Source organism: Uliginosibacterium sp. 31-16 (genome assembly GCF_030730865.1).
Classification (GTDB): domain Bacteria; phylum Pseudomonadota; class Gammaproteobacteria; order Burkholderiales; family Rhodocyclaceae; genus Uliginosibacterium.
Genome location: NZ_JAVALZ010000003.1, coordinates 119,503 through 138,260, shown reverse-complemented (window position 1 = coordinate 138,260; position 18,758 = coordinate 119,503). Strand labels below are relative to the sequence as shown.

The 18,758-nt window shown below is 62.0% G+C and carries 15 protein-coding genes; 9 read left to right on the top strand and 6 right to left on the bottom strand.

Annotated features, from left to right (window positions below; all coding sequences use genetic code 11):
- Positions 1-33: 33 nt before the first annotated feature.
- A complete protein-coding gene (locus Q9Q94_RS12485) occupies positions 34-717 on the top strand; it encodes a DUF3334 family protein (RefSeq protein WP_305980413.1) in 684 nt (227 codons plus the stop codon).
- On the opposite strand, the gene Q9Q94_RS12480 is transcribed toward Q9Q94_RS12485, so the two are convergent.
- A complete protein-coding gene (locus Q9Q94_RS12480; RefSeq protein WP_305980412.1) occupies positions 698-2,074 on the bottom strand; it encodes a S41 family peptidase in 1,377 nt (458 codons plus the stop codon). The two genes, Q9Q94_RS12485 and Q9Q94_RS12480, sit on opposite strands and share 20 nt — an antisense overlap.
- A 5-nt stretch (positions 2,075-2,079) precedes the next feature.
- Positions 2,080-2,739 (bottom strand): hypothetical protein, encoded by a 660-nt coding sequence (locus tag Q9Q94_RS12475; RefSeq protein ID WP_305980411.1) that lies wholly within the window; start codon positions 2,737-2,739, stop codon positions 2,080-2,082.
- A gap of 329 nt (positions 2,740-3,068) precedes the next feature.
- Here Q9Q94_RS12475 and dapA point away from each other — a divergent pair, with 329 nt between their 5' ends.
- The 7 genes from dapA (at position 3,069) to Q9Q94_RS12440 (ending at position 13,517) form a co-directional block, all read left to right on the top strand.
- Positions 3,069-3,944 (top strand): 4-hydroxy-tetrahydrodipicolinate synthase, encoded by an 876-nt coding sequence (gene dapA, locus Q9Q94_RS12470; RefSeq protein WP_305980410.1) that lies wholly within the window; start codon positions 3,069-3,071, stop codon positions 3,942-3,944.
- Positions 3,945-4,106: 162 nt separating this feature from the next.
- Positions 4,107-5,675, top strand: a complete 1,569-nt coding sequence (cimA, locus tag Q9Q94_RS12465) for a citramalate synthase (RefSeq protein WP_305980409.1) — start codon at positions 4,107-4,109, stop codon at positions 5,673-5,675.
- A gap of 1 nt (position 5,676) precedes the next feature.
- Positions 5,677-7,497, top strand: coding sequence for an extracellular solute-binding protein (locus Q9Q94_RS12460; RefSeq protein ID WP_305980408.1), 1,821 nt, complete (start codon positions 5,677-5,679; stop codon positions 7,495-7,497).
- A gap of 47 nt (positions 7,498-7,544) precedes the next feature.
- Positions 7,545-8,585, top strand: a complete 1,041-nt coding sequence (locus tag Q9Q94_RS12455; RefSeq protein ID WP_305980407.1) for a microcin C ABC transporter permease YejB — start codon at positions 7,545-7,547, stop codon at positions 8,583-8,585.
- The gene (locus Q9Q94_RS12450) at positions 8,578-9,633 is read left to right on the top strand and encodes an ABC transporter permease (protein ID WP_305980406.1); all 1,056 of its coding nucleotides are present in this window, start codon (positions 8,578-8,580) and stop codon (positions 9,631-9,633) included. The genes Q9Q94_RS12455 and Q9Q94_RS12450 overlap by 8 nt, the downstream gene beginning before the upstream one ends.
- Positions 9,630-11,210 (top strand): ABC transporter ATP-binding protein, encoded by a 1,581-nt coding sequence (locus Q9Q94_RS12445; RefSeq protein ID WP_305980405.1) that lies wholly within the window; start codon positions 9,630-9,632, stop codon positions 11,208-11,210. The genes Q9Q94_RS12450 and Q9Q94_RS12445 overlap by 4 nt, the downstream gene beginning before the upstream one ends.
- A 390-nt stretch (positions 11,211-11,600) precedes the next feature.
- On the top strand, positions 11,601-13,517 hold the full coding sequence (locus Q9Q94_RS12440) for a hypothetical protein (RefSeq protein ID WP_305980404.1): 1,917 nt from the start codon (positions 11,601-11,603) through the stop codon (positions 13,515-13,517).
- A gap of 142 nt (positions 13,518-13,659) precedes the next feature.
- Here the strand turns inward: Q9Q94_RS12440 and Q9Q94_RS12435 are convergent, their stop codons facing one another.
- Both Q9Q94_RS12435 and Q9Q94_RS12430 read right to left on the bottom strand, forming a co-directional pair.
- Positions 13,660-14,082, bottom strand: a complete 423-nt coding sequence (locus Q9Q94_RS12435; RefSeq protein WP_305980403.1) for a universal stress protein — start codon at positions 14,080-14,082, stop codon at positions 13,660-13,662.
- Positions 14,083-14,265: 183 nt separating this feature from the next.
- A complete protein-coding gene (locus Q9Q94_RS12430) occupies positions 14,266-14,622 on the bottom strand; it encodes a hypothetical protein (RefSeq protein WP_305980402.1) in 357 nt (118 codons plus the stop codon).
- Positions 14,623-14,753: 131 nt separating this feature from the next.
- Here Q9Q94_RS12430 and nhaR point away from each other — a divergent pair, with 131 nt between their 5' ends.
- Positions 14,754-15,665 (top strand): transcriptional activator NhaR, encoded by a 912-nt coding sequence (gene nhaR / locus Q9Q94_RS12425; protein WP_305980401.1) that lies wholly within the window; start codon positions 14,754-14,756, stop codon positions 15,663-15,665.
- Between the two features lie 119 nt (positions 15,666-15,784).
- Here the strand turns inward: nhaR and Q9Q94_RS12420 are convergent, their stop codons facing one another.
- A complete protein-coding gene (locus Q9Q94_RS12420) occupies positions 15,785-18,124 on the bottom strand; it encodes a Tex family protein (RefSeq protein WP_305980400.1) in 2,340 nt (779 codons plus the stop codon).
- A gap of 126 nt (positions 18,125-18,250) precedes the next feature.
- The gene (locus tag Q9Q94_RS12415; protein ID WP_305980399.1) at positions 18,251-18,748 is read right to left on the bottom strand and encodes a Dps family protein; all 498 of its coding nucleotides are present in this window, start codon (positions 18,746-18,748) and stop codon (positions 18,251-18,253) included.
- Positions 18,749-18,758 lie beyond the last annotated feature (10 nt).

Genomic DNA, 18,758 nt, shown 5'->3' with positions numbered 1-18,758 from the left:
CAGGCTCCCTTTCACTTCAGGACCACTGAAATCATGAGCGCCAAAGATTATTCCGTTGTATTCGGGACCGAAGACATTCTGATGATCCTGTGCAATTCGGTGAGCAAGGTTCTGACCGCCGCAACACATAGCCAGATCCACTACTCCGGCATGGTCCAGCGCATCACCAAGACCAGTCTGAAACCGGACATCGGCTGTTTCGTGCTGCTGGATGGAGGTTTTTCAGGTCTCGTCGTCATCAATTTCTCGGCTCAGGCTGCCATGGAACTGTACGAGAACTACATGCTGAACATGGGCATGGCGAGGGAGGAACTGGCCAGCTCGCACACCTCGGATGATGTCAGCAATGTCATGGGTGAATTGATGAACCAGATCGTCGGCGAATTTACCGGCAAGGTGGCGCGTGACTTCCAGACCCATCTCACGCAGAACCAGCCCAAGATGCTGGTCATCAACAAACAGGTGATGCTGGCGGTGGACACCAATCTGGACACCCCCCAGAGCCGCCGCGCGACCTTCTTCACGGGCCGTAACAACATTTTCTATCTCGAACTGGCCATCGACCAGACCGAATTCATCAAGCTCTACGACTTCGAACCCCAGGACGCTCCGGACCCGGACGAGCTGATTGCCCAAGCCAACGCAAAGCCCGCACAAGCCACGCAGCAGACACAGTCAAACGATCACGACGATCTGCTCAGGGATCTCGGGATGTAGGCAAAGGCTCTGGTGACGCCGGCGGGGTCAATTCGGAGCCGCCCTGCTTTTGCGCAAGCCAGGCCACCGCCGCCTCGAATGACGCGTCCCGCCCGCTGGCCAGATCCGCCAGCGTGGGACGCGCAACCTCATCCGGAATCAGGCCGATGCCTTCGATGCGCCGGCCATCCCTGAACTCGAAACCGATTTCACTGAAAGCCAGTGCACCGCCGCCGGGCACCTTGGCATAGCCGAGGTAACCCAGCAGACAGCCACAGGACGTATCGCCAATGATGCGCGCCCGACCGAGGCTTTGCAGCGCGGTCGCGGTGAGTTCGCTGGCGCTGGCACTGGCCGGATTCATCAGGATCACCAGCGGTTGGCTGAGCGGTTTTTCAGGCCCTTCGAGGATGAATTCAGGCTTGATCAGATCCAGCATGCCGAACAGCAGAGTGACCGGGCGGCCAGAGCGGGTGCTGACACGGGCCACCTCATGTTTGCCACTGACGAATTGCTCAGCCAGCGCACGGGCAAAGAAGGTCGAGCCACCGCCGTTGTCGCGCAGATCAAGGATGATGCCGCGGGTATCCCGCAAGCCTTCCAGCGCCTTGAGGGTTTCGCCACGGATGGATTCATGAAAGGCCGAGAAGCGCAGATAGCCCAGGCCGCTGGAAAGCTTCAGCGCCAGCACGCCGGGTTTGCCGGAAACGCGGTTGCGCGCGAGCGTTGTAGAAACGCGGCTGCCGTCCGGGCGCTCGAACTCGATGGCGACAGCCTCGCCCGCCTTGCCTGTGTTGAATTCGTTGTTGGCATGGCGCTGACGGTTCCAGGGTGTTGATCCTTCGCGTGCGGCAGCCAGCGTGTGCCGCCACCAGTCGATGGCCATTTCATTCTGGATGCGCAGGATTTTCGCGCCGGGGCGCAAGCCGGCCAGCCAGGCCTCAGAGGCCGAGCCCACACGCTCGACGACGAGTTGCCCATCCATCTCGGTCAGCAACACGCCGAGGCTGATGCCGGCCTGTTCGCGGATTTCCTTGAAGCGCTGCGGCGACTCCACACGGGTATGCGCGTCGCGCAACTCCGCCGTCAGCAGGTCAAGCTGTTTCCAGAACGCCGCGTCATCGGCGGCATTCAGCGCCAGCGGGCGATGGCGCTCACCCGCCGCTTTCCAGTCCACGCCCTTGAATGTGGGATCAAGGTAGCCGGCGTTGATGGTATTCCACACGAAGTCGAAGGCCTCGGCACGACCGACGGAATCGAGCTTGCCGCTGGCCGGAGCCGCATTGCCGATATGGCGCGAAAGCACACCGTGCGGATCGAACGTGGCGCAGCCCGTCAGCATGAAGACCAGAGTCAGCACCATCAGAACCTGTTTCATACCGCTCACTCCGTCGGGGCTTTGAAACTGAACTCCATGCGCCAGCGCGCCTTGGCCGGCTGACCATCGTGCAGACCCGGCTGAAGCTTCAGGGCATCCAGACGCTGGATGAAGCGCCGGGTGCCGCGCGGGCTGAGTTCAGAGCTTTCGACCTGCACGCCGTCCACCTCGCCATCCGCACCGATCAGGAGTTGCAACACGATGCTGCCTGCTTCGCTGGCATCCAGCGAGGCGGGAATGTACTCTCGCAGATCAACCAGAAAGCGCGGCTTCACGCTCAGAAGTTCCACCGGTACATACTCGGAGAGCCGCCCCCCGCCTTGATCTTCAGGCAATACATCCGGAGATGCTTGCGGTGAGGGGATGTCCGGCCTGCCAGCCTGAAGAGCCTTGTCAGAAGCGGCTCTCCGGACAGGCTCTGGCACCGGCTCTTTTGCAGCAACGGGCGTTGGCAACGGTTCGGGCAAGGGAGCGGCCGGCATCGAACGGAATGTCGCTCGCAGGCGCGCCACCTTCACCCCGGCTCCGCCATAGCCGGACCACAACCAGACCAGCATCAGGTGCAACAGCAGCGACATCAGCACGCACACGCCAAGCACCAGCAACCGCTCGTGACGGGCGCGGCGGGAGAAGTCTTCGGCAGGGGGCGATAACGCTTCTGGCATGGCCTGGAGTTTACCCGGAAGCCGGCCCTGTTGACGCTTCGAACAAGTGCAGTGCACCATGAACACACTTTCTGCCCGGAACGTCCCATGCCTGCATCCATCACACCCAGCCTGCCCGCCCGCTCCCCGCGTGCGCTGGCCGCCTGTGTGCTGCAGACACGCCATGCCGGTCTGAAAGCAAAAAAACAACTCCGCCACTGACGGGGCTGTTTCAACCCGTCGGGCGGATGCCGGACGGGTCTTGATGCACCATCGCTGTTTTCCCCACAAGCCTCGCCCGGTCACCCGATCGACGGAACGCTTCTTTTCAACGTTCATGCGAGGTCATCATGCAGCACACATTTCAAGGTATCTGGGTTCCCATCGTCACGCCGTTTTCCGGCGAACGCATCGATCACGCTGCGCTGGCACAGCTTGCCCGCCATCTGGCCGATCAGGGCATCACCGGTCTGGTGAGCGGCGCCACCACCGGCGAGGGCTGCTCGCTCTCGCCGGCGGAGCGCATCGCGGTTTTTGAAACCCTGCGAGCCCAGCTCGGTCCGGACTATCCGCTGATGGCCGGCCTCTGCCACAGCGACACCCGCAGCGCCGTGCAGGAAGCGCGCGAGCTGGCCCGACTGGAGCCTGCCGGCCTGCTGGTCACCGCACCACCTTACCTGCGCCCCGGCCAGGAGGGGTTGCGACGACACTTCGAAGCGATCGCCGAGGCCAGCGAGCGGCCTCTGATGATCTACGACATCCCGTATCGCAGCGGTGTAAATATCGAGCTGGACACCTTGCAAACACTGGCCCGCCACCCGAACATCACCGGTATCAAGGTGTGTGGCGCGAGCGTGGACCACCTGATGCGCCTGATCCACGAGACCCCGCTGCGCGTGATGATCGGCGAGGACAGCCAGTTTTTCGCCGCACTGTGTCTGGGTGCGCACGGAGCCATTGCGGCGTCAGCCCACCTGCGCCCTGATCTGTGGGTTCGCATCCACCGGCTGCTGCAGAGTGGGCAGCTGGACGAGGCACGGAACCTTGGGGCAAGGTTGCAGCCACTGATCCGCGCCTGTTTTGCCGAACCCAACCCGGCGCCAGTCAAGGCTGTCCTGGCCCGCCAGAGGCGGTGCAGCGCCCGGCTGCGCCTGCCCCTGACCCGCGCCACGCCGGCCTGTCGTCAGGCAGCCTGCGCGGCACTTGAAGCACTGCACGACCTATGAATGGCATCTGAAAGAGCCAGCACGGCTTCAGGAAGGGCGTCAGAAAGCCCTTCCCGCCTATAAACCCAATAGCTCCGCCTGCCTTCGGAAACAGAGGCTTTTGTGGTAATTTCGGGGTCCGTCGCAGCCTGCGGCGAGCCCCGAACTTTTCGACTCAAGATCATGAATACCAAGGTTTTTGCCTACGACACCACCCTGCGCGACGGAAGTCAGGCGCAAGGGATTTCCTTCTCGGTGGAAGACAAGCTCAAGATCGTGCGCAAGCTCGACGAGCTGGGCATTGCCTATATTGAAGCTGGCAACCCCGGCTCCAACCCCAAGGATCTGGAGTTCTTTCGCCGTCTGGGCGAACTGAATCTGCGCAACGCGAAGATCACCGCTTTCGGCAGCACCTGCAAGGTCGGCGCCAATCCGGCGGAAGACACACAACTGGCCTCGCTGCTGGGAGCCGGCACCCCTGCCGTGGCGATCTTCGGCAAGACCTGGGATTACCACGCCACCGCCATCCTGCGCACCACGCTGGATGAGAACCTGCGCATGATCCGCGAGACCATTGCCTTCCTGAAGGGCAAGGGCAAGGAAGTGATCTTCGACGCCGAGCACTTCTTCGACGGCTACAAGAGCAACCCGGATTACGCCCTGCAAGCGCTTGGCGCAGCAGTGGAAGGCGGTGCCGACAACCTCGCCCTGTGCGACACCAATGGCGGCAGTTTTCCCGACGAAATTTTCGCGATCACCCAGACCGTGGTCGCCCGCTTCCCCGGCACATCGGTCGGCATTCACTGCCACAACGACTGCGAACTGGCGGTCGCCAATTCCGTGCGTGCCGTGCAGGCCGGCGCCACCCATGTGCAAGGCACCATCAACGGCATTGGCGAGCGCTGCGGCAATGCCAACCTGTGCGCGATCATCCCGAACCTGCAGCTCAAGCTCGGCTTCGAGGTGATCCCGTCGGCCAATATGGCCACGCTCACGCCGATGGCGCGCTTCGTCTCCGAAGTGGCCAACATGGAACACAACGACAAGGCCGCCTACGTGGGTGGTGACGCCTTTGCGCACAAGGGCGGCATGCACGTCGATGCGGTCAACAAGAATCCGGTGAGCTACGAGCACATCACGCCGGATACGGTGGGCAACGCACGCAAGATCCTGATGAGTGAAGTCGCCGGGCGCGCCACCATCCTCGGCAAGATCAATGAAATCGACCCGGCGCTGGGCAAGGACTCACCCGAGACCCGCACGATCATCGAACGCCTGAAGGAACTTGAACACGAGGGCTACCAGTTCGAGAGTGCCGAAAGCAGTTTCGAGCTGCTGGTGCGCAAGATGCTCGGCAAGTTCAAACCCTCCTTCGATCTCAAACAATTCCGGGTCATGGTCAACGAGCCCGCACTGGACGGGGTGAACAACTCGTCGGCGATGATCAAGATCCATGTCGACGGCGAAGACGAGCTCACCGCCGCCGAAGGCGACGGCCCGGTCAACGCGCTGGACAAGGCCCTGCGCAAGGCACTCGACCGCTTCTACCCGGAGCTGCGCGAGATGAAACTCACCGACTACAAGGTGCGCGTGCTGGATTCCAACCAGGCGTCTGCCGCCAAGGTGCGTGTGCTGATCGAATCGGCCGACCGTGACAGTTCCTGGACCACCATCGGCGTATCCACCGACGTGATTGATGCCTCCTGGCGCGCACTGGTGGATGCCATCGAGTACAAACTGGCAAAACGCTGAAATGCAACTGCTGCACATCACCCGACTGGCATTGATCACACTGCTGGCGGCAGTGGAGTGCAGCAGCGCGCTCGCTGCCCACGCCTACGCCCAGTTCGGCGACATCAAGTACAAACCGGGCTTCAAGCACTTCGAGTGGGCCAATCCGGACGCACCGAAAGGCGGCGAGATTACGCTGGTGGCTCCCACCCGCGTCACCCAGTTCGACAAGTACAACCCCTTCACGCTCAAGGGCACTTCGCCCCCGGCACTGTCGGACATGATGTTCGAGAGTCTGCTCACCGGCACACTGGACGAACCGACCACCGCCTATGGCCTGCTCGCCGAAGACGTGAGCGTGGCGCCGGATCACCTGTCGGCCACCTTCCGCCTCAACCCGGCGGCGCGCTTCAACGACGGCTCGCCAGTGCTGGCGGCTGATGTGAAGCACAGCTTCGACAGCCTGATGAGCAAGCAGGCCGCCCCCCAGTTCCGCAACATTTATGCCGACGTGAAGCAAGCCGTGGTGCTCGGCGAGCGTCTGGTGCGCTTCGATTTCAAACGCCCCAGCGCCGAGTTGCCGCTGATGGTGGGAGGTCTGCCGGTGTTCTCGCGCCAGTGGGGTGCGGGCAAGGCTTTCGACAAGATCGTCACCGACCTGCCGATCGCCAGCGGCCCCTACCGGATCGGCAAAATGAATTTCGGCCGCGACATCAGCTACGAGCGCCGCAGCGACTACTGGGCGAAGGATCTTAACGTGCGGCGCGGGCTCTACAACTTCGATCGCGTCACCTACAAGATCTACAAGGACACGACCGCCCAGACTGAGGCCTTCAAGGCCGGCGAGTTCGACTACATCCAGGTCTTCTCGGCACGCGAATGGGCCCGCGTCTATACCGGCAAGCTCTTCGATCAGGGCACGCTGATCCGGCAGGAACTCAAGCATGGCAACGCCGGCGACTTCCAGGGTTTCCTCTTCAACACCCGGCGCGACAAGTTGCGCGACCCGCGCGTGCGCCAGGCCATTGCTCTGGCCATGGACTTTGAGTGGATGAACCGCCAGTTCTTCTACAACAGCTATACCCGTGTGCGTGGTTTCTTCAACGCCAGCGATTTTGAATCCAGCGGCCTGCCCGACGCCGACGAACTGGCCGTTCTGAAGCCCCTGCGCAGCAAGCTGCCGCCTGAGGTATTCACCCAGCCGGTGCCCGTACCGCCAAGCACCACGCCGCCGGGCAGCCTGCGCAACAATCTGCGCGAAGCCCGCCGCCTCTTCGCCGAAGCTGGCTGGACTTACCGTGACGGCGCCCTGCGCAATGCCCAGGGTGAGCCCTTCACACTGGAATTTCTGGATAGTGGCGGCAGTCTGGGCCGCATCGTTACCCCCTACATGCAGGCGCTGGAGAAGCTGGGCGTGCAGGCCGAATACAAGCTGGCGGATTTCGCCCTGCTGCAGAAACGTCTGGATGTATTCGACTTCGACATCACCAGCATCCGTCTGGTGGGCAGCGAGGCGCCGGGCGCCGAACTGCAGGATCGCTTCAAGAGCAGTTCGGCCGACCAGGAAGGCTCCGGCAACCTGATGGGGGTGCGCGACCCTGCTGTCGATGCACTGGTCGACCAGATCGTGGCCAGCACCCGGCGCAAGGATCTCGTCGCCCGCGTGCGCGCCCTGGACCGCGTGCTGCGCTTCGGCCACTACTTCGTGCCACACTGGTACGCCCAGAGCTACCGAGTAAGCTGGCGCGCCGGCAAGTTCGCACAACCCGCCGTGATGCCGAAGTACTATCAGGCAGACAGCTGGGTGGTATCGAGCTGGTGGGCCTCGTCCCAAAAGGACTGAGTACAAAATAACCCCACGCCCCTTCACCTTTCAGCCTTCACCGCCTTATGTGGCCCTACATCCTCAAACGCCTGCTGCTGATGATCCCCACCCTGCTCGGGGTGCTGACCATCACTTTCGTGGTGATCCAGTTCGTGCCTGGCGGGCCGGTGGAGCAGATGGTGTCGCAGCTGCAAGGGCGCAACGCGGCCAGCGAAGGTCCGTCGCAAGGCGGAGCCGGTTATCGCGGCCGGCAGGGCGTGGATGCCGAGCGGATTGCCGAGATCAAGCAGCTCTACGGTTTCGACAAGCCAGCCCATGAACGCTACGTGCAGATGCTCGGACAGTTCCTGCGCTTCGATCTGGGCAAGAGCTTCTATCACGACAAGAGCGTCTGGCAGCTGATCCGCGAAAAGCTGCCGGTCTCGATCAGCCTCGGCATGTGGACCTTCCTGCTCACCTACGGCATCTCGGTGCCGCTGGGCATAGCCAAGGCGATCCGCGCGGGCAGCCGCTTTGATCTGGCCAGCACCTTCGCCGTACTGCTCGGCTATGCCATCCCCGGATTCGTGATGGGCGTGATCCTGCTGGTGCTGGTGGCTGGTGGCAGCTTCGTGCAGTGGTTCCCGCTGCGCGGACTGGTCTCGAGCGATTGGGATACGCTGAGCCTTGCGGGCAAGATCGCCGACTACCTCTGGCACATCACCCTGCCGGTCATCGCCATGGTGCTGGGCAGCTTTGCGGTCATCACCATCATGACCAAGAATTCGATGCTCGAAGAAATCCGCAAGCAATACGTCCTCACCGCCCGCGCCAAGGGGCTCTCCGAGCGCACGGTGCTGTGGCGGCATGTCTTCCGCAACGCCCTGATCCCGATCATGACCGGCTTTCCCGCGGCCTTTGTCGGTGCCTTCTTCGGCGGCTCGCTGCTGATCGAAACCCTGTTCTCGCTCGACGGGCTCGGCCTGCTCTCCTACGAATCCGTCATCCGCCGGGACTACCCGGTAGTTCTGGGCAGCCTCTTCCTGTTCACCCTGATCGGCCTTGTCACCACCCTGATTCGTGACCTCGCCTATCTGTGGGTTGATCCGCGGGTGAAGTATGACTGAGACCCGCAAAGCCACCTCGCAAAACCCCACCCGCCGCGCCTGGCAACGTTTCCGGGCGAATCGCGTCGGCTACTGGAGCCTCGTGCTGTTCAGCCTGCTGTTTGCCCTGAGCCTAGCGGCCGAAGTCCTTTCCAACGACAAACCGCTGCTGGTGCGCTACGCGGGCCAGTGGTATTTCCCCATCGTCCAGAACCTGCCGGAAACCACTTTTGGCGGTGATTTCGATAGCGACACGGATTACCACGACCCCTTCATCCGTGCGCAATTCGAGAAAGCGGGCAACTTCGCAATCTTCCCGCTCAATCCCTATCACCACCGCAGCATCAATTATTTCGCCAACTCCCCCAGCCCGGCAGCGCCGGATAGCGACAATCTGCTCGGCACCGACGACCGTGGCCGCGACATGATCGCACGCCTGCTCTACGGCTTCCGCCTGTCCGTGTGCTTCGCCCTGCTGGTGTGCGGGCTGACTACCCTGATGGGCCTGTGCTATGGCGCCATTCAGGGCTTCTTCGCGGGCTGGACCGACATCACGATGGAGCGCGGCGCAGAAATCTGGGGCGCCATGCCCACGCTGTACATGCTGATCATCTTCTCGGCGCTGTTCTCTCCCAGCTTCTGGCTGCTGGTGCTCCTCATAGCCGCCTTTGGCTGGCTGGGCATCGCCGCCTATGTGCGGGCCGAATTCCTGCGCAACCGCACGCTGGACTACGTGCGCGCTGCCCGCGCACTCGGCCAGAGCAAGCGCAAGATCATCTTCCGCCACATCCTGCCGAACAGCCTGACCCCTGTTGTCACCCTGCTGCCCTTCGAAATGGCGGGCGCCATCGGCGCCCTGACCAGTCTGGATTTCCTCGGCCTCGGCATGCCGCCGGACACCCCCGGTCTCGGCGCCCTGCTCGCCCAGGGGAAAGACAATCTGGATGCCTGGTGGATATCGCTCTCCACCATCGGCGTACTGGTACTGACCCTGCTCCTGCTGGTGCTGATCGGCGATGCCCTGCGCGATGCGCTGGACCCGCGCAAGGTCGTGGAGGACGCGCAATGAACCTGCTCGAAGTCCGCGATCTCTCCATCCACTTCGGCACGCGCCAAGTGGTGAACAAGGCGAGCTTCAGCCTCGCTGCGGGTGAAAAACTCGCGCTGGTCGGTGAATCCGGCTCGGGCAAGACCGTCACCGCCATGAGCTGCCTGCGCTTGCTGGAATCCGCACGCCTCGAAGGCAGCATCCAGTTCGAAGGCCGAGAAGTTTTAAACATGCAAGCGCGCGAGCTGCAGCAAGTGCGCGGCGGCGAAATCGCGGTGATCTTTCAGGAGCCGATGACCGCGCTGAACCCGGTTCTCACCATCGGCCGCCAGATCATCGAGACCTTGCAGCTGCACAAAGGCCTCAACGCCAGGGATGCGCGCAGCGCCGCGATTGCCGCACTGGAACGCGTGGGTATCAGCGAAGCGGCGCGGCGCATCGACAGCTATCCGCACCAGCTCTCCGGCGGTCAGCGCCAGCGGGCCATGATCGCCATGGCATTGGCCTGCGAGCCGAAACTACTGATCGCCGACGAGCCGACCACGGCGCTGGATGTGACGATCCGCCATCAGATCCTCGATCTGCTCGACGAGCTGCGCGTCGAGCGCGGGCTCGCCGTGCTGATGATCACCCACGACCTGAATCTGGTGCGCCGCTTTGCCGACAAGGTGGCGGTAATGGAACACGGCATTCTCGTCGAGCAAGGCCCGGCAGCCGCGCTGATGGCCGATCCGCAGCACCCCTATACGCAGAAGCTTGTGCAGAGCCGGCCTGCAAGGGATGTGGCTGAAGCGGCCCGCGGGACGCTGCTCTCCGCCGAGGGCATCTGCGTGGATTACCCGGTACCCATCCCCGGCATCCGGGGCTGGCTGCGCAAGGGCTCATTCCGTGCGGTAGCGCCTGCCAGCTTCCAGCTCTCCCCTGGCGAAACCCTGGGCGTGATCGGCGAATCCGGCTCGGGCAAGACTTCGCTGGCACTTGCGCTGCTCAACCTGATTCCGGCCACTGGCACGATGCGTCTGGGTCGCGACAGCTGGACCGACCGTAAAAAGGAACAGAGCCTGCGCCAGCGTCTGCAGGTCGTGTTCCAGGACCCGCTGTCCTCGCTTTCGCCACGCCTGACCATCGAGCAGATCGTCGGCGAGGGACTGGAAATCCACTTCCCGAAACTCACTGCAGCCGAGCGCCGCAATCGCATCGTGGCCGCACTGCAAGACGTCAGTCTGCAGGAAGCCGGACGCGTCGAACCCTTGCTCGCCCGCTACCCGCACGAATTCTCCGGCGGCCAGCGCCAGCGCATCGCGATTGCCCGCGCCCTGATCCTGCGGCCGCAGGTGTTGGTGCTGGACGAACCCACCAGCGCGCTGGACGTGACCATCCAGCAACAGGTGCTCAAGCTGCTGGCCGATCTGCAGCGCCGTTACCGGCTCGCCTACATCCTCGTCACCCACGACATCGACGTGATCCGCGCCATGGCCCACACGGTGATGGTGATGAAGGACAGCCAGGTCATCGAATCCGGCCCGCTCAACGAAATCCTCACCGCGCCACGCAGCGCCTACACCCGGACGCTGATCAGCAGCACAGCCCCTGCCTGATAATCGGCGGGGTGTACTAACGGCACCTGGAGAGCGGCATCCAGCAAGGCTCTCCAGACAGGCGAGCTGAAGAAGGTCTTGAAACCCCACTCAACAGACAGGCATGCCGAAGAAGCACGCCAGTCGGGGATCTTCAGGCCTACCCTGCCGACCTCCCCTGTCCTGCCAATTCATACAGCCCCGCCGCTCATGCAGCAACAAAAACAGCAATTCTGATCAAGACATTCACGCTGCCTCCACATGCTCTTTTTCAATGTAAAAAAATAGCTCCCAAACCACTGATTTTCCTGACAAACCAGTTCTTTTGTAGGACAAACACCTATATAGTCTCCTCCATTGAGATCGGTATCAAAACCGGCTTTTGTCTTACAAACAAATCAAGGAGGAGTCATGAAACATACACACGGTCTGGGCTTTTCGGCCCTATGTATCGCCCTCACCCTGACCGCCGCCTGCGGCGGCGGGGGCAGCAGTGGAGGTGGCAGCTCCGGGGGCGTCACGTCCTCCAGCAGCTCCAGCTCCTCATCGGGCGGCACGAGCATCGTTAATCAGCAGCTTGGCTTCTCAACGGAAAACGGTGGCACAACGGGCGGAGCCGGCGGTGACAGCGTCACCGTCAGCACCGGCAGCGAACTCAATGCCGCGCTCTGCTCCCGCACGAGCAAGACTGCAGCGCGCATCATCTATGTGAACGGCACCATCAACCACGGCAACACCACTGCGCAAAGCGGTCAATGCAACACGGCTGCGGATGTCATCGAGCTCAAGGGCATCCAGAACATTTCCATCATCGGTGTAGGCAGCAACGCGATCTTCGACCAGATCGGCATCCACATCCGCGATGCGAAGAACATCATCATCCAGAACGTACATGTGCGTAACGTGAAGAAATCCGGCACGCCCCTTTCCAACGGAGGCGACGCAATCGGCATGGAAAGTACCGTCTCCAACGTCTGGGTCGACCACGTCACACTGGAAGCCTCAGGCGGCGAATCCGCAGGCTATGACGCCCTGTTCGACATGAAAGCCGGCACCAAGTACGTGACGCTCTCCTGGAGCATTCTCAAAAACTCAGGGCGCGGCGGCCTCGTCGGCTCCAGTGACACGGACTGCGACAACGGCCCGATGACCTATCACCACAACTACTATCAGAACATCGATTCGCGCACCCCACTGCTGCGCTGCGCCACGGCACACTCGTACAACAACTACTTCGATGGCCTCAATGAATCGGGGATGAACCCGCGCATGGGCGGCAAGCTGAAGGCGGAAAACAACTACTTCACCAACGCCAAGAACCCGATCGGCACCTTCTACACGAACGACATGGGTTTTTGGGACCTGAGCGGCAACATCTTCGGAGCCGGCGTCACCTGGTCCGCGGAGGCCAACGAAATGCATCCGGCCGGCCCCGTCCTGACCTCGACCACCTCGGTCAGCATCCCCTACGCCTATACGCTGGATGCGGCCGCCGACGTTCCGACCCTCGTCCCCAACGGCGCCGGCGTCGGCAAGCTCAGCATCACCCCACCTGCCGGAAGCTCCAGTTCTTCGAGCAGCTCGTCGTCGAGCAGCTCTTCAAGTAGTTCGTCGTCCAGTTCGTCAGGTGGCAGTTCGTCAGGTGGCACTTCCTCAAGCAGCTCTTCCGGCGGAAGCCCTGTTGTTCTCTCATTGACGTATCAAGCCAATACTTTCGGTGGCACGACCTCGGCTCCAAGCGGCTCCGCCGTAATCAATGGCTCTGACGTCACGCTTACCTCCATCAAGGGCAAACTCGAAAGCAGCATGGATGGATTTTCCTTTGCCGGACAAAGCATCACTGGCGACTTCACCATGACTGCGGTCGTATCAAGCATTAGCACAGAGTTGAAGGCAAGTACCAGCCATCAGTACCGCACCGGCATCATGCTGTGCGACTGTGCTAGCGGCAGTTCGACAACGGCGCCGCTCTACGCACAATCTTCAATCGGAGTCGTGACAGCTGGAAGTTATCTGCCTATCCATGCTGCACGCACCACCGTGGGAACCAGCGGATCAAGTGGCGTTGTGTCCAAGAACGTTTTCAACGGCACAACAACCGCTGTAACACCAGGCGCCTTGCTGGTACTGAAACTGGTTCGCACAGGTCAGGCCGTTACTGCGTACTACTCCACTGACGGAGGCGTTACGTATGCGAGTTCTGCAAGTACGCCAACCACAACCTTCACAAATCTTCCGGACGCGGTAAGCGTTGGAGTCTTCGCAGCATCAGGAATTGCCTCTCCTGGCAGCACTGTCACATTCACCAACATTTCCATCAGCCAGTAATCAATGGAAGCAAAACTTGAAGGCGGTGGTCGAAAGACCTCCGCCTTTTTCATTCTTTACCGGCGCGGTATTGCAAACATGCTCCTATCGCAAGACAAGCCGGGGCTTCACTCAGGCCGGGCCACGTTCCGGGATCCTGCAATCATTTGACACACACCACCGGGGTCTGCGCCAGATGCAGCACCTTGCGCGTCACCGAACCCAGAGTGATGCCGGAGAAGGCGCCCAGGCCACGAGAGCCCATCACGATGACATCGCAACCGAGTTTGCCGGCCTCCAGCACGATGGTCTCGGCCGCATTGCCTTCCCTAAAATGCGCCTGTGCATTCAGCCCGGCATCCTGGAGCAAGGCATGTGCGGATTGCTGTACGGCATGGCAATGCATCTTGAGTTGAGCCTTGATCGCCTCTGCTTCCATGCCATGCGTCTGCCAGCCTTCTGGCTTGGGTTCAACGGTGAGCAGATGGATTTCAAGCGGGCCGTGTTCACGACAGAAATCGACCACAAACTGGACAGCTTTGTCTGAATGCTCCGAGCCATCCACCGCGAGCAGGATCTTGCGCATGATGTTCTCCTGTAAGTGAGTCAAACACCGGCACGCCAAGCGTGTCGCCTGCTTTCAGCATAGTCCGCCGGATGAATCCGCACTGCCTGGCCAGAACTGTTGCGCGGCACGACAGCGTCGCCCGGCGCTTTGACAAACCGGCCCGGTGCAAGGGAATGACCGGGCCGGCTCCGCAGGGTTCGTTCAGCTGACGATCTGCGGAAACTCCCGCCGGATGACATCACTCCGGCGTGCCCTCATCACACGCCGCGCGATGCGGTGTGATGCCAGACGACTGGCTACGCTGAAAGCCCGATTGATCGCGGCATAGGTATCAGCGCTCGTTTCGGTGACGATGACCGGCGTCTCGTCGGCAAGCTGAACCTGCAACTGGCAGCGCTTGTCCACTCCGCCACGCGGGCCGTTCAGATCGATCAGGCTGACCTTGATCTGCTGCACGTACAAACCAAGACGCGACAAGGCAAATTCGGCGCGACGCTCGATATGGCCGATCACATCGACGTCCATGGGAATTCCGGATGTCTGAATGGCAAGTTTCATGATCTGTCTCCTCAAAGTTACGTGACGCCGCACTGCGCACATCCCGCAGCGACAGGCTCACTTTAAGGCCTGGATATCATCGTGTATATTCGAATAAAAACACTCAACACTTCGTTTTTTGCGAACATTCAATGAACTTCAAACACCTCTTCTATTTCTGGAAAGTCGCCACCTCCGGCGGGGTGTTACGCGCGGCCGAGCAATTGCACACCACGCCACAGACCCTCTCCGGCCAGATCAAGCTGCTGGAAGAGCAGCTTGGCAAACCGCTGTTTCGCAAGGCCGGGCGCACGCTGGCCCTCACCGAAGCCGGTGAGCTGGCGCTGGACTATGCCGGGGAGATTTTCTCGCTGGGCAACGAGCTGGAGGACATGCTCGCCAACGACAGCGCGGCAGGCCAATCCATGGAGTTCCGCGTCGGCGTGGCCGATGCCCTGCCCAATGCGATCGTCCAGCGTCTGCTGATGCCGGTGCTGGCACTGGACACTCCGGTCCACCTGATCTGCCGCGAATGGCGCATCGACCGCCTGCTGTCCGAACTGGCGGTGCATCGTCTGGATCTCGTGCTGACCGACAGCCCGGTCCCGTCCGGCTACAGCATAAAAGCCTTCAGCCATCGGCTGGGAGCCTCACCGATGGCCTTCTTCGCCGCGCCCGCCCTGGCTGCACGCTGCGCGGAGAAGCCCTTTCCGCAATGTCTGCATGGCGCGCCCATGCTGCTGCTCAGTGAAGACTCGGCCGTGCGCAGGCAATGCGAGGAACTCGTCCGCTCCTGGCAGATCCGTCCGCGTGTCGTCGCCGAGTTCGATGACAGCGGTCTGATGAAAGCCTTCGGCCGCGAAGGTCACGGCATTTTCATGGCTCCCTCGGTACTCAGCGCGGAAACCTGCAACCAGTTCGGAGTGCAGGAAATCGGTCGCACACAGGAGATCGAACAGGCCTACTACGCCATCACGGTCCAGAAACGCATCACCCACCCCTGCACCGAAGCGATTGCCCGCACGGCACGCGAAGGGCTTTTCACGCTAGGCCAGCCAGGCTGACGAAACAGAAGGCGCTTCAAGACCCGCACCGGACAAGGCTTTTCAGCGCACGTGCCGCAAAGTCCGCGCAGGACAAGCCTGTCCAGCCGGCATGCCTGAAGAAGCCCGCCGCAAGCGGCTCAGCGCTTCGCCTTGGCAAACGCCGCGGCAAAAGCATTGTTGGCGGGCGCCTTTTCAGGTGCCCGGGAAGCCGCCTGTGGCTTGCCTCTCGGGGCAGCGCCTCGCCCAGCCGCATCAGTATTAGGTTTGCGGACGACCTCGTCGGACAGCCGCATCGTCAGCGCGATGCGTTTGCGTTGCAGGTCGACCTCGACCACCTTCACCTTGACGATGTCGCCAGCCTTCACGACCTCGGCCGGGTCTTTCACGAAGCGGTTGGACAGCGCCGAGATGTGCACCAGCCCGTCCTGATGCACGCCGATATCGACGAAGGCGCCGAAGGCAGTGACGTTGGTGACCACGCCTTCGAGCAGCATGCCGGCTTCCAGATCTTTCAGCGCTTCCACACCTTCGCGGAATGAGGCCGTCTTGAATTCGGGGCGCGGATCACGGCCGGGTTTGTCCAGCTCGCGCAGGATGTCCTGCACCGTCGGCAGGCCGAAGCGCTCATCGGTGTATTTGCGCGCATCCAGATTTTTCAGGGTGGCCGAATCACCAATCAGCTCGCGTGCTTTCTTCTGCACGTCGGCGAGGATCTTCTCGACCACCGAATAGGCTTCCGGGTGCACCGCCGAAGCATCGAGCGGGTTGCTGCCGTCGGTCACGCGCAGGAAGCCCGCGCACTGCTCGAAAGTCTTGTCGCCGAGGCGCGGCACTTTCTTCAGCGCGGCACGGCTGGCGAAAGCACCGTTGGCATCGCGATGCGCGACGATGTTCTGCGCCAGCGTGGTGTTCAGGCCCGAGATGCGCGTGAGCAATGCGGCAGACGCGGTATTCACATCCACGCCCACGGCGTTCACGCAGTCTTCCACCACCGCATCGAGCGACTTGGCGAGCTTCGATTGATTCAGGTCGTGCTGGTACTGGCCGACGCCGATGGCCTTGGGCTCGATCTTCACGAGCTCGGCGAGCGGGTCCTGCAAACGACGAGCGATGGACACCGCGCCGCGCAGGCTCACGTCCAGTTCGGGGAATTCCTTGGCGGCCAGTTCGGAGGCCGAATACACCGAGGCACCGGCTTCGGACACGACGATGCTGGTGACCTTCGCCGCATTGGCGTTTTGGCCGACACGCTTGATCACCTCGCCCGCGAGCTTGTCGGTCTCGCGGCTGGCCGTACCGTTGCCGATGGCGATCAGTTGCACGCCATGCTTCTCAACCAGCTTGGCCAGCGTATGCAGGGAGCCGTCCCAGTCCTTGCGCGGCTCGTGCGGGTAGACCGTCGCCGTTTCCAGCAGCTTGCCGGTGGCATCCACCACCGCCACTTTCACGCCGGTGCGGATGCCGGGGTCGAGGCCCATCGTCGTTTTGGCGCCGGCCGGCGCGGCCAGCAGCAGAGCCTTGAGGTTCTGGGCGAAGACGCGGATCGCCTCTTCCTCGGCACGCTCACGCAGCTTGCCCATCAGGTCCAGATCCATCGAGAGTGCCAGCTTCACGCTCCAGGTCCAGCGTGCGGTATCGACCAGCCATTTGTCCGCGGCGCGGCCTTGGTCCTTGATGCCGGCGGCGACCATAATCTTGCGCTCGCAGGGATTCGGCTCCGCCGGGCGCGAACCATCTTCCGGGTCGGTATCCAGCGCCAGCTTCACACGCAGGAATTCTTCGTTGCGGCCACGGAACAAGGCCAACGCACGGTGTGAGGGAATGTTGCCGAGCTTCTCGGAATAGTTGAAGTAGTCACGAAACTTGGCGGCCTCGGGGTCGTTCTCCTTGCCCTCAGCCACCGTCACGCGCACCTGGCCATGTTCGCTGACGTATTCACGCAGGCTGCCGACCAGTGCCGCATCTTCGGCGAAGCGCTCCATCAGGATCTGGCGCGCGCCATCGAGCACGGCCTTGGCGTCAGCAAAGCCGGCGTCCACATTCAGATACTGCGCGGCGACGTCTTCCGGCTTCAAAGTCGGGTCGGCCAGCAAGGCATTGGCCAGCGGCTCGATGCCGGCCTCGCGGGCGATCTGCGCCTTGGTGCGGCGCTTCTGCTTGTAGGGCAGGTACAAATCTTCGAGGCGTTGCTTGGATTCGGCATTCTCGACATCCGCACGCAATTGCGGCGTCAGCTTGCCCTGCTCTTCGATACTGGCGAGCACCGCGCTGCGTCGCTCTTCCAGCTCACGCAGATAACCCAGGCGCTCCTCCAGCGTGCGCAACTGGGTATCGTCCAGCCCGCCAGTGACTTCCTTGCGGTAGCGCGCAATGAAGGGCACGGTGGCGCCGCCGTCGAGCAGTTCGATGGCGGCGATGACCTGACGCGGCTGGGCGGCGAGTTCGGTGGCAATGCGGAGTTCGATCGAGGGCAGCATGTTCGGGAAGGGGAAACCGGAAAGCGAAGCGGGCGCTGACTATGCCCAAGCTGCGCCTGACGGGCAAGGGGGAAAAGAAAAACGGCACATCCGGAGGGATGTGCCGTTGTGTGGAAGCGTCGTGGATCACTCTTCGAGCAGCACGCGCAGCATCCAAGCCGTTTTTTCATGGACGTCCAGGCGCTGGGTCAGCAGGTCCATGGTTGGCTGGTCGTTGGCCTTGTCAGCCAGCTCCAGCAGGCCGCGTGCGGTGCGGGCGGTGGCTTCCTGCGCGGACACCAGCAGGGCAATCATTTCCAGAGCCTTCGGCTCGCCCTTGACCGGCGCGATGGTGGTGAGCTTCTCGTATTCGGCATAGCTGCCCGGGGCCTTCACGCCCAGCGCGCGGATCCGCTCGGCAATGATGTCCAGCGCGTTCCATTGCTCGGTGTACTGGCCCATGAACATCACGTGCAGGCTGTTGAACATCGGCCCGGTCACGTTCCAGTGGAAGTTGTGGGTCATCAGGTAGAGGGTGAAGCTGTCGGCAAGCAGCCTGGACAGGCCACCTGCAATCGCCGCACGGTCCTTTTCCGAAATCCCGATATCGATCTTGCTGGCGGAGACGGCTTTCTTGGCTTTCATGAGAACACTC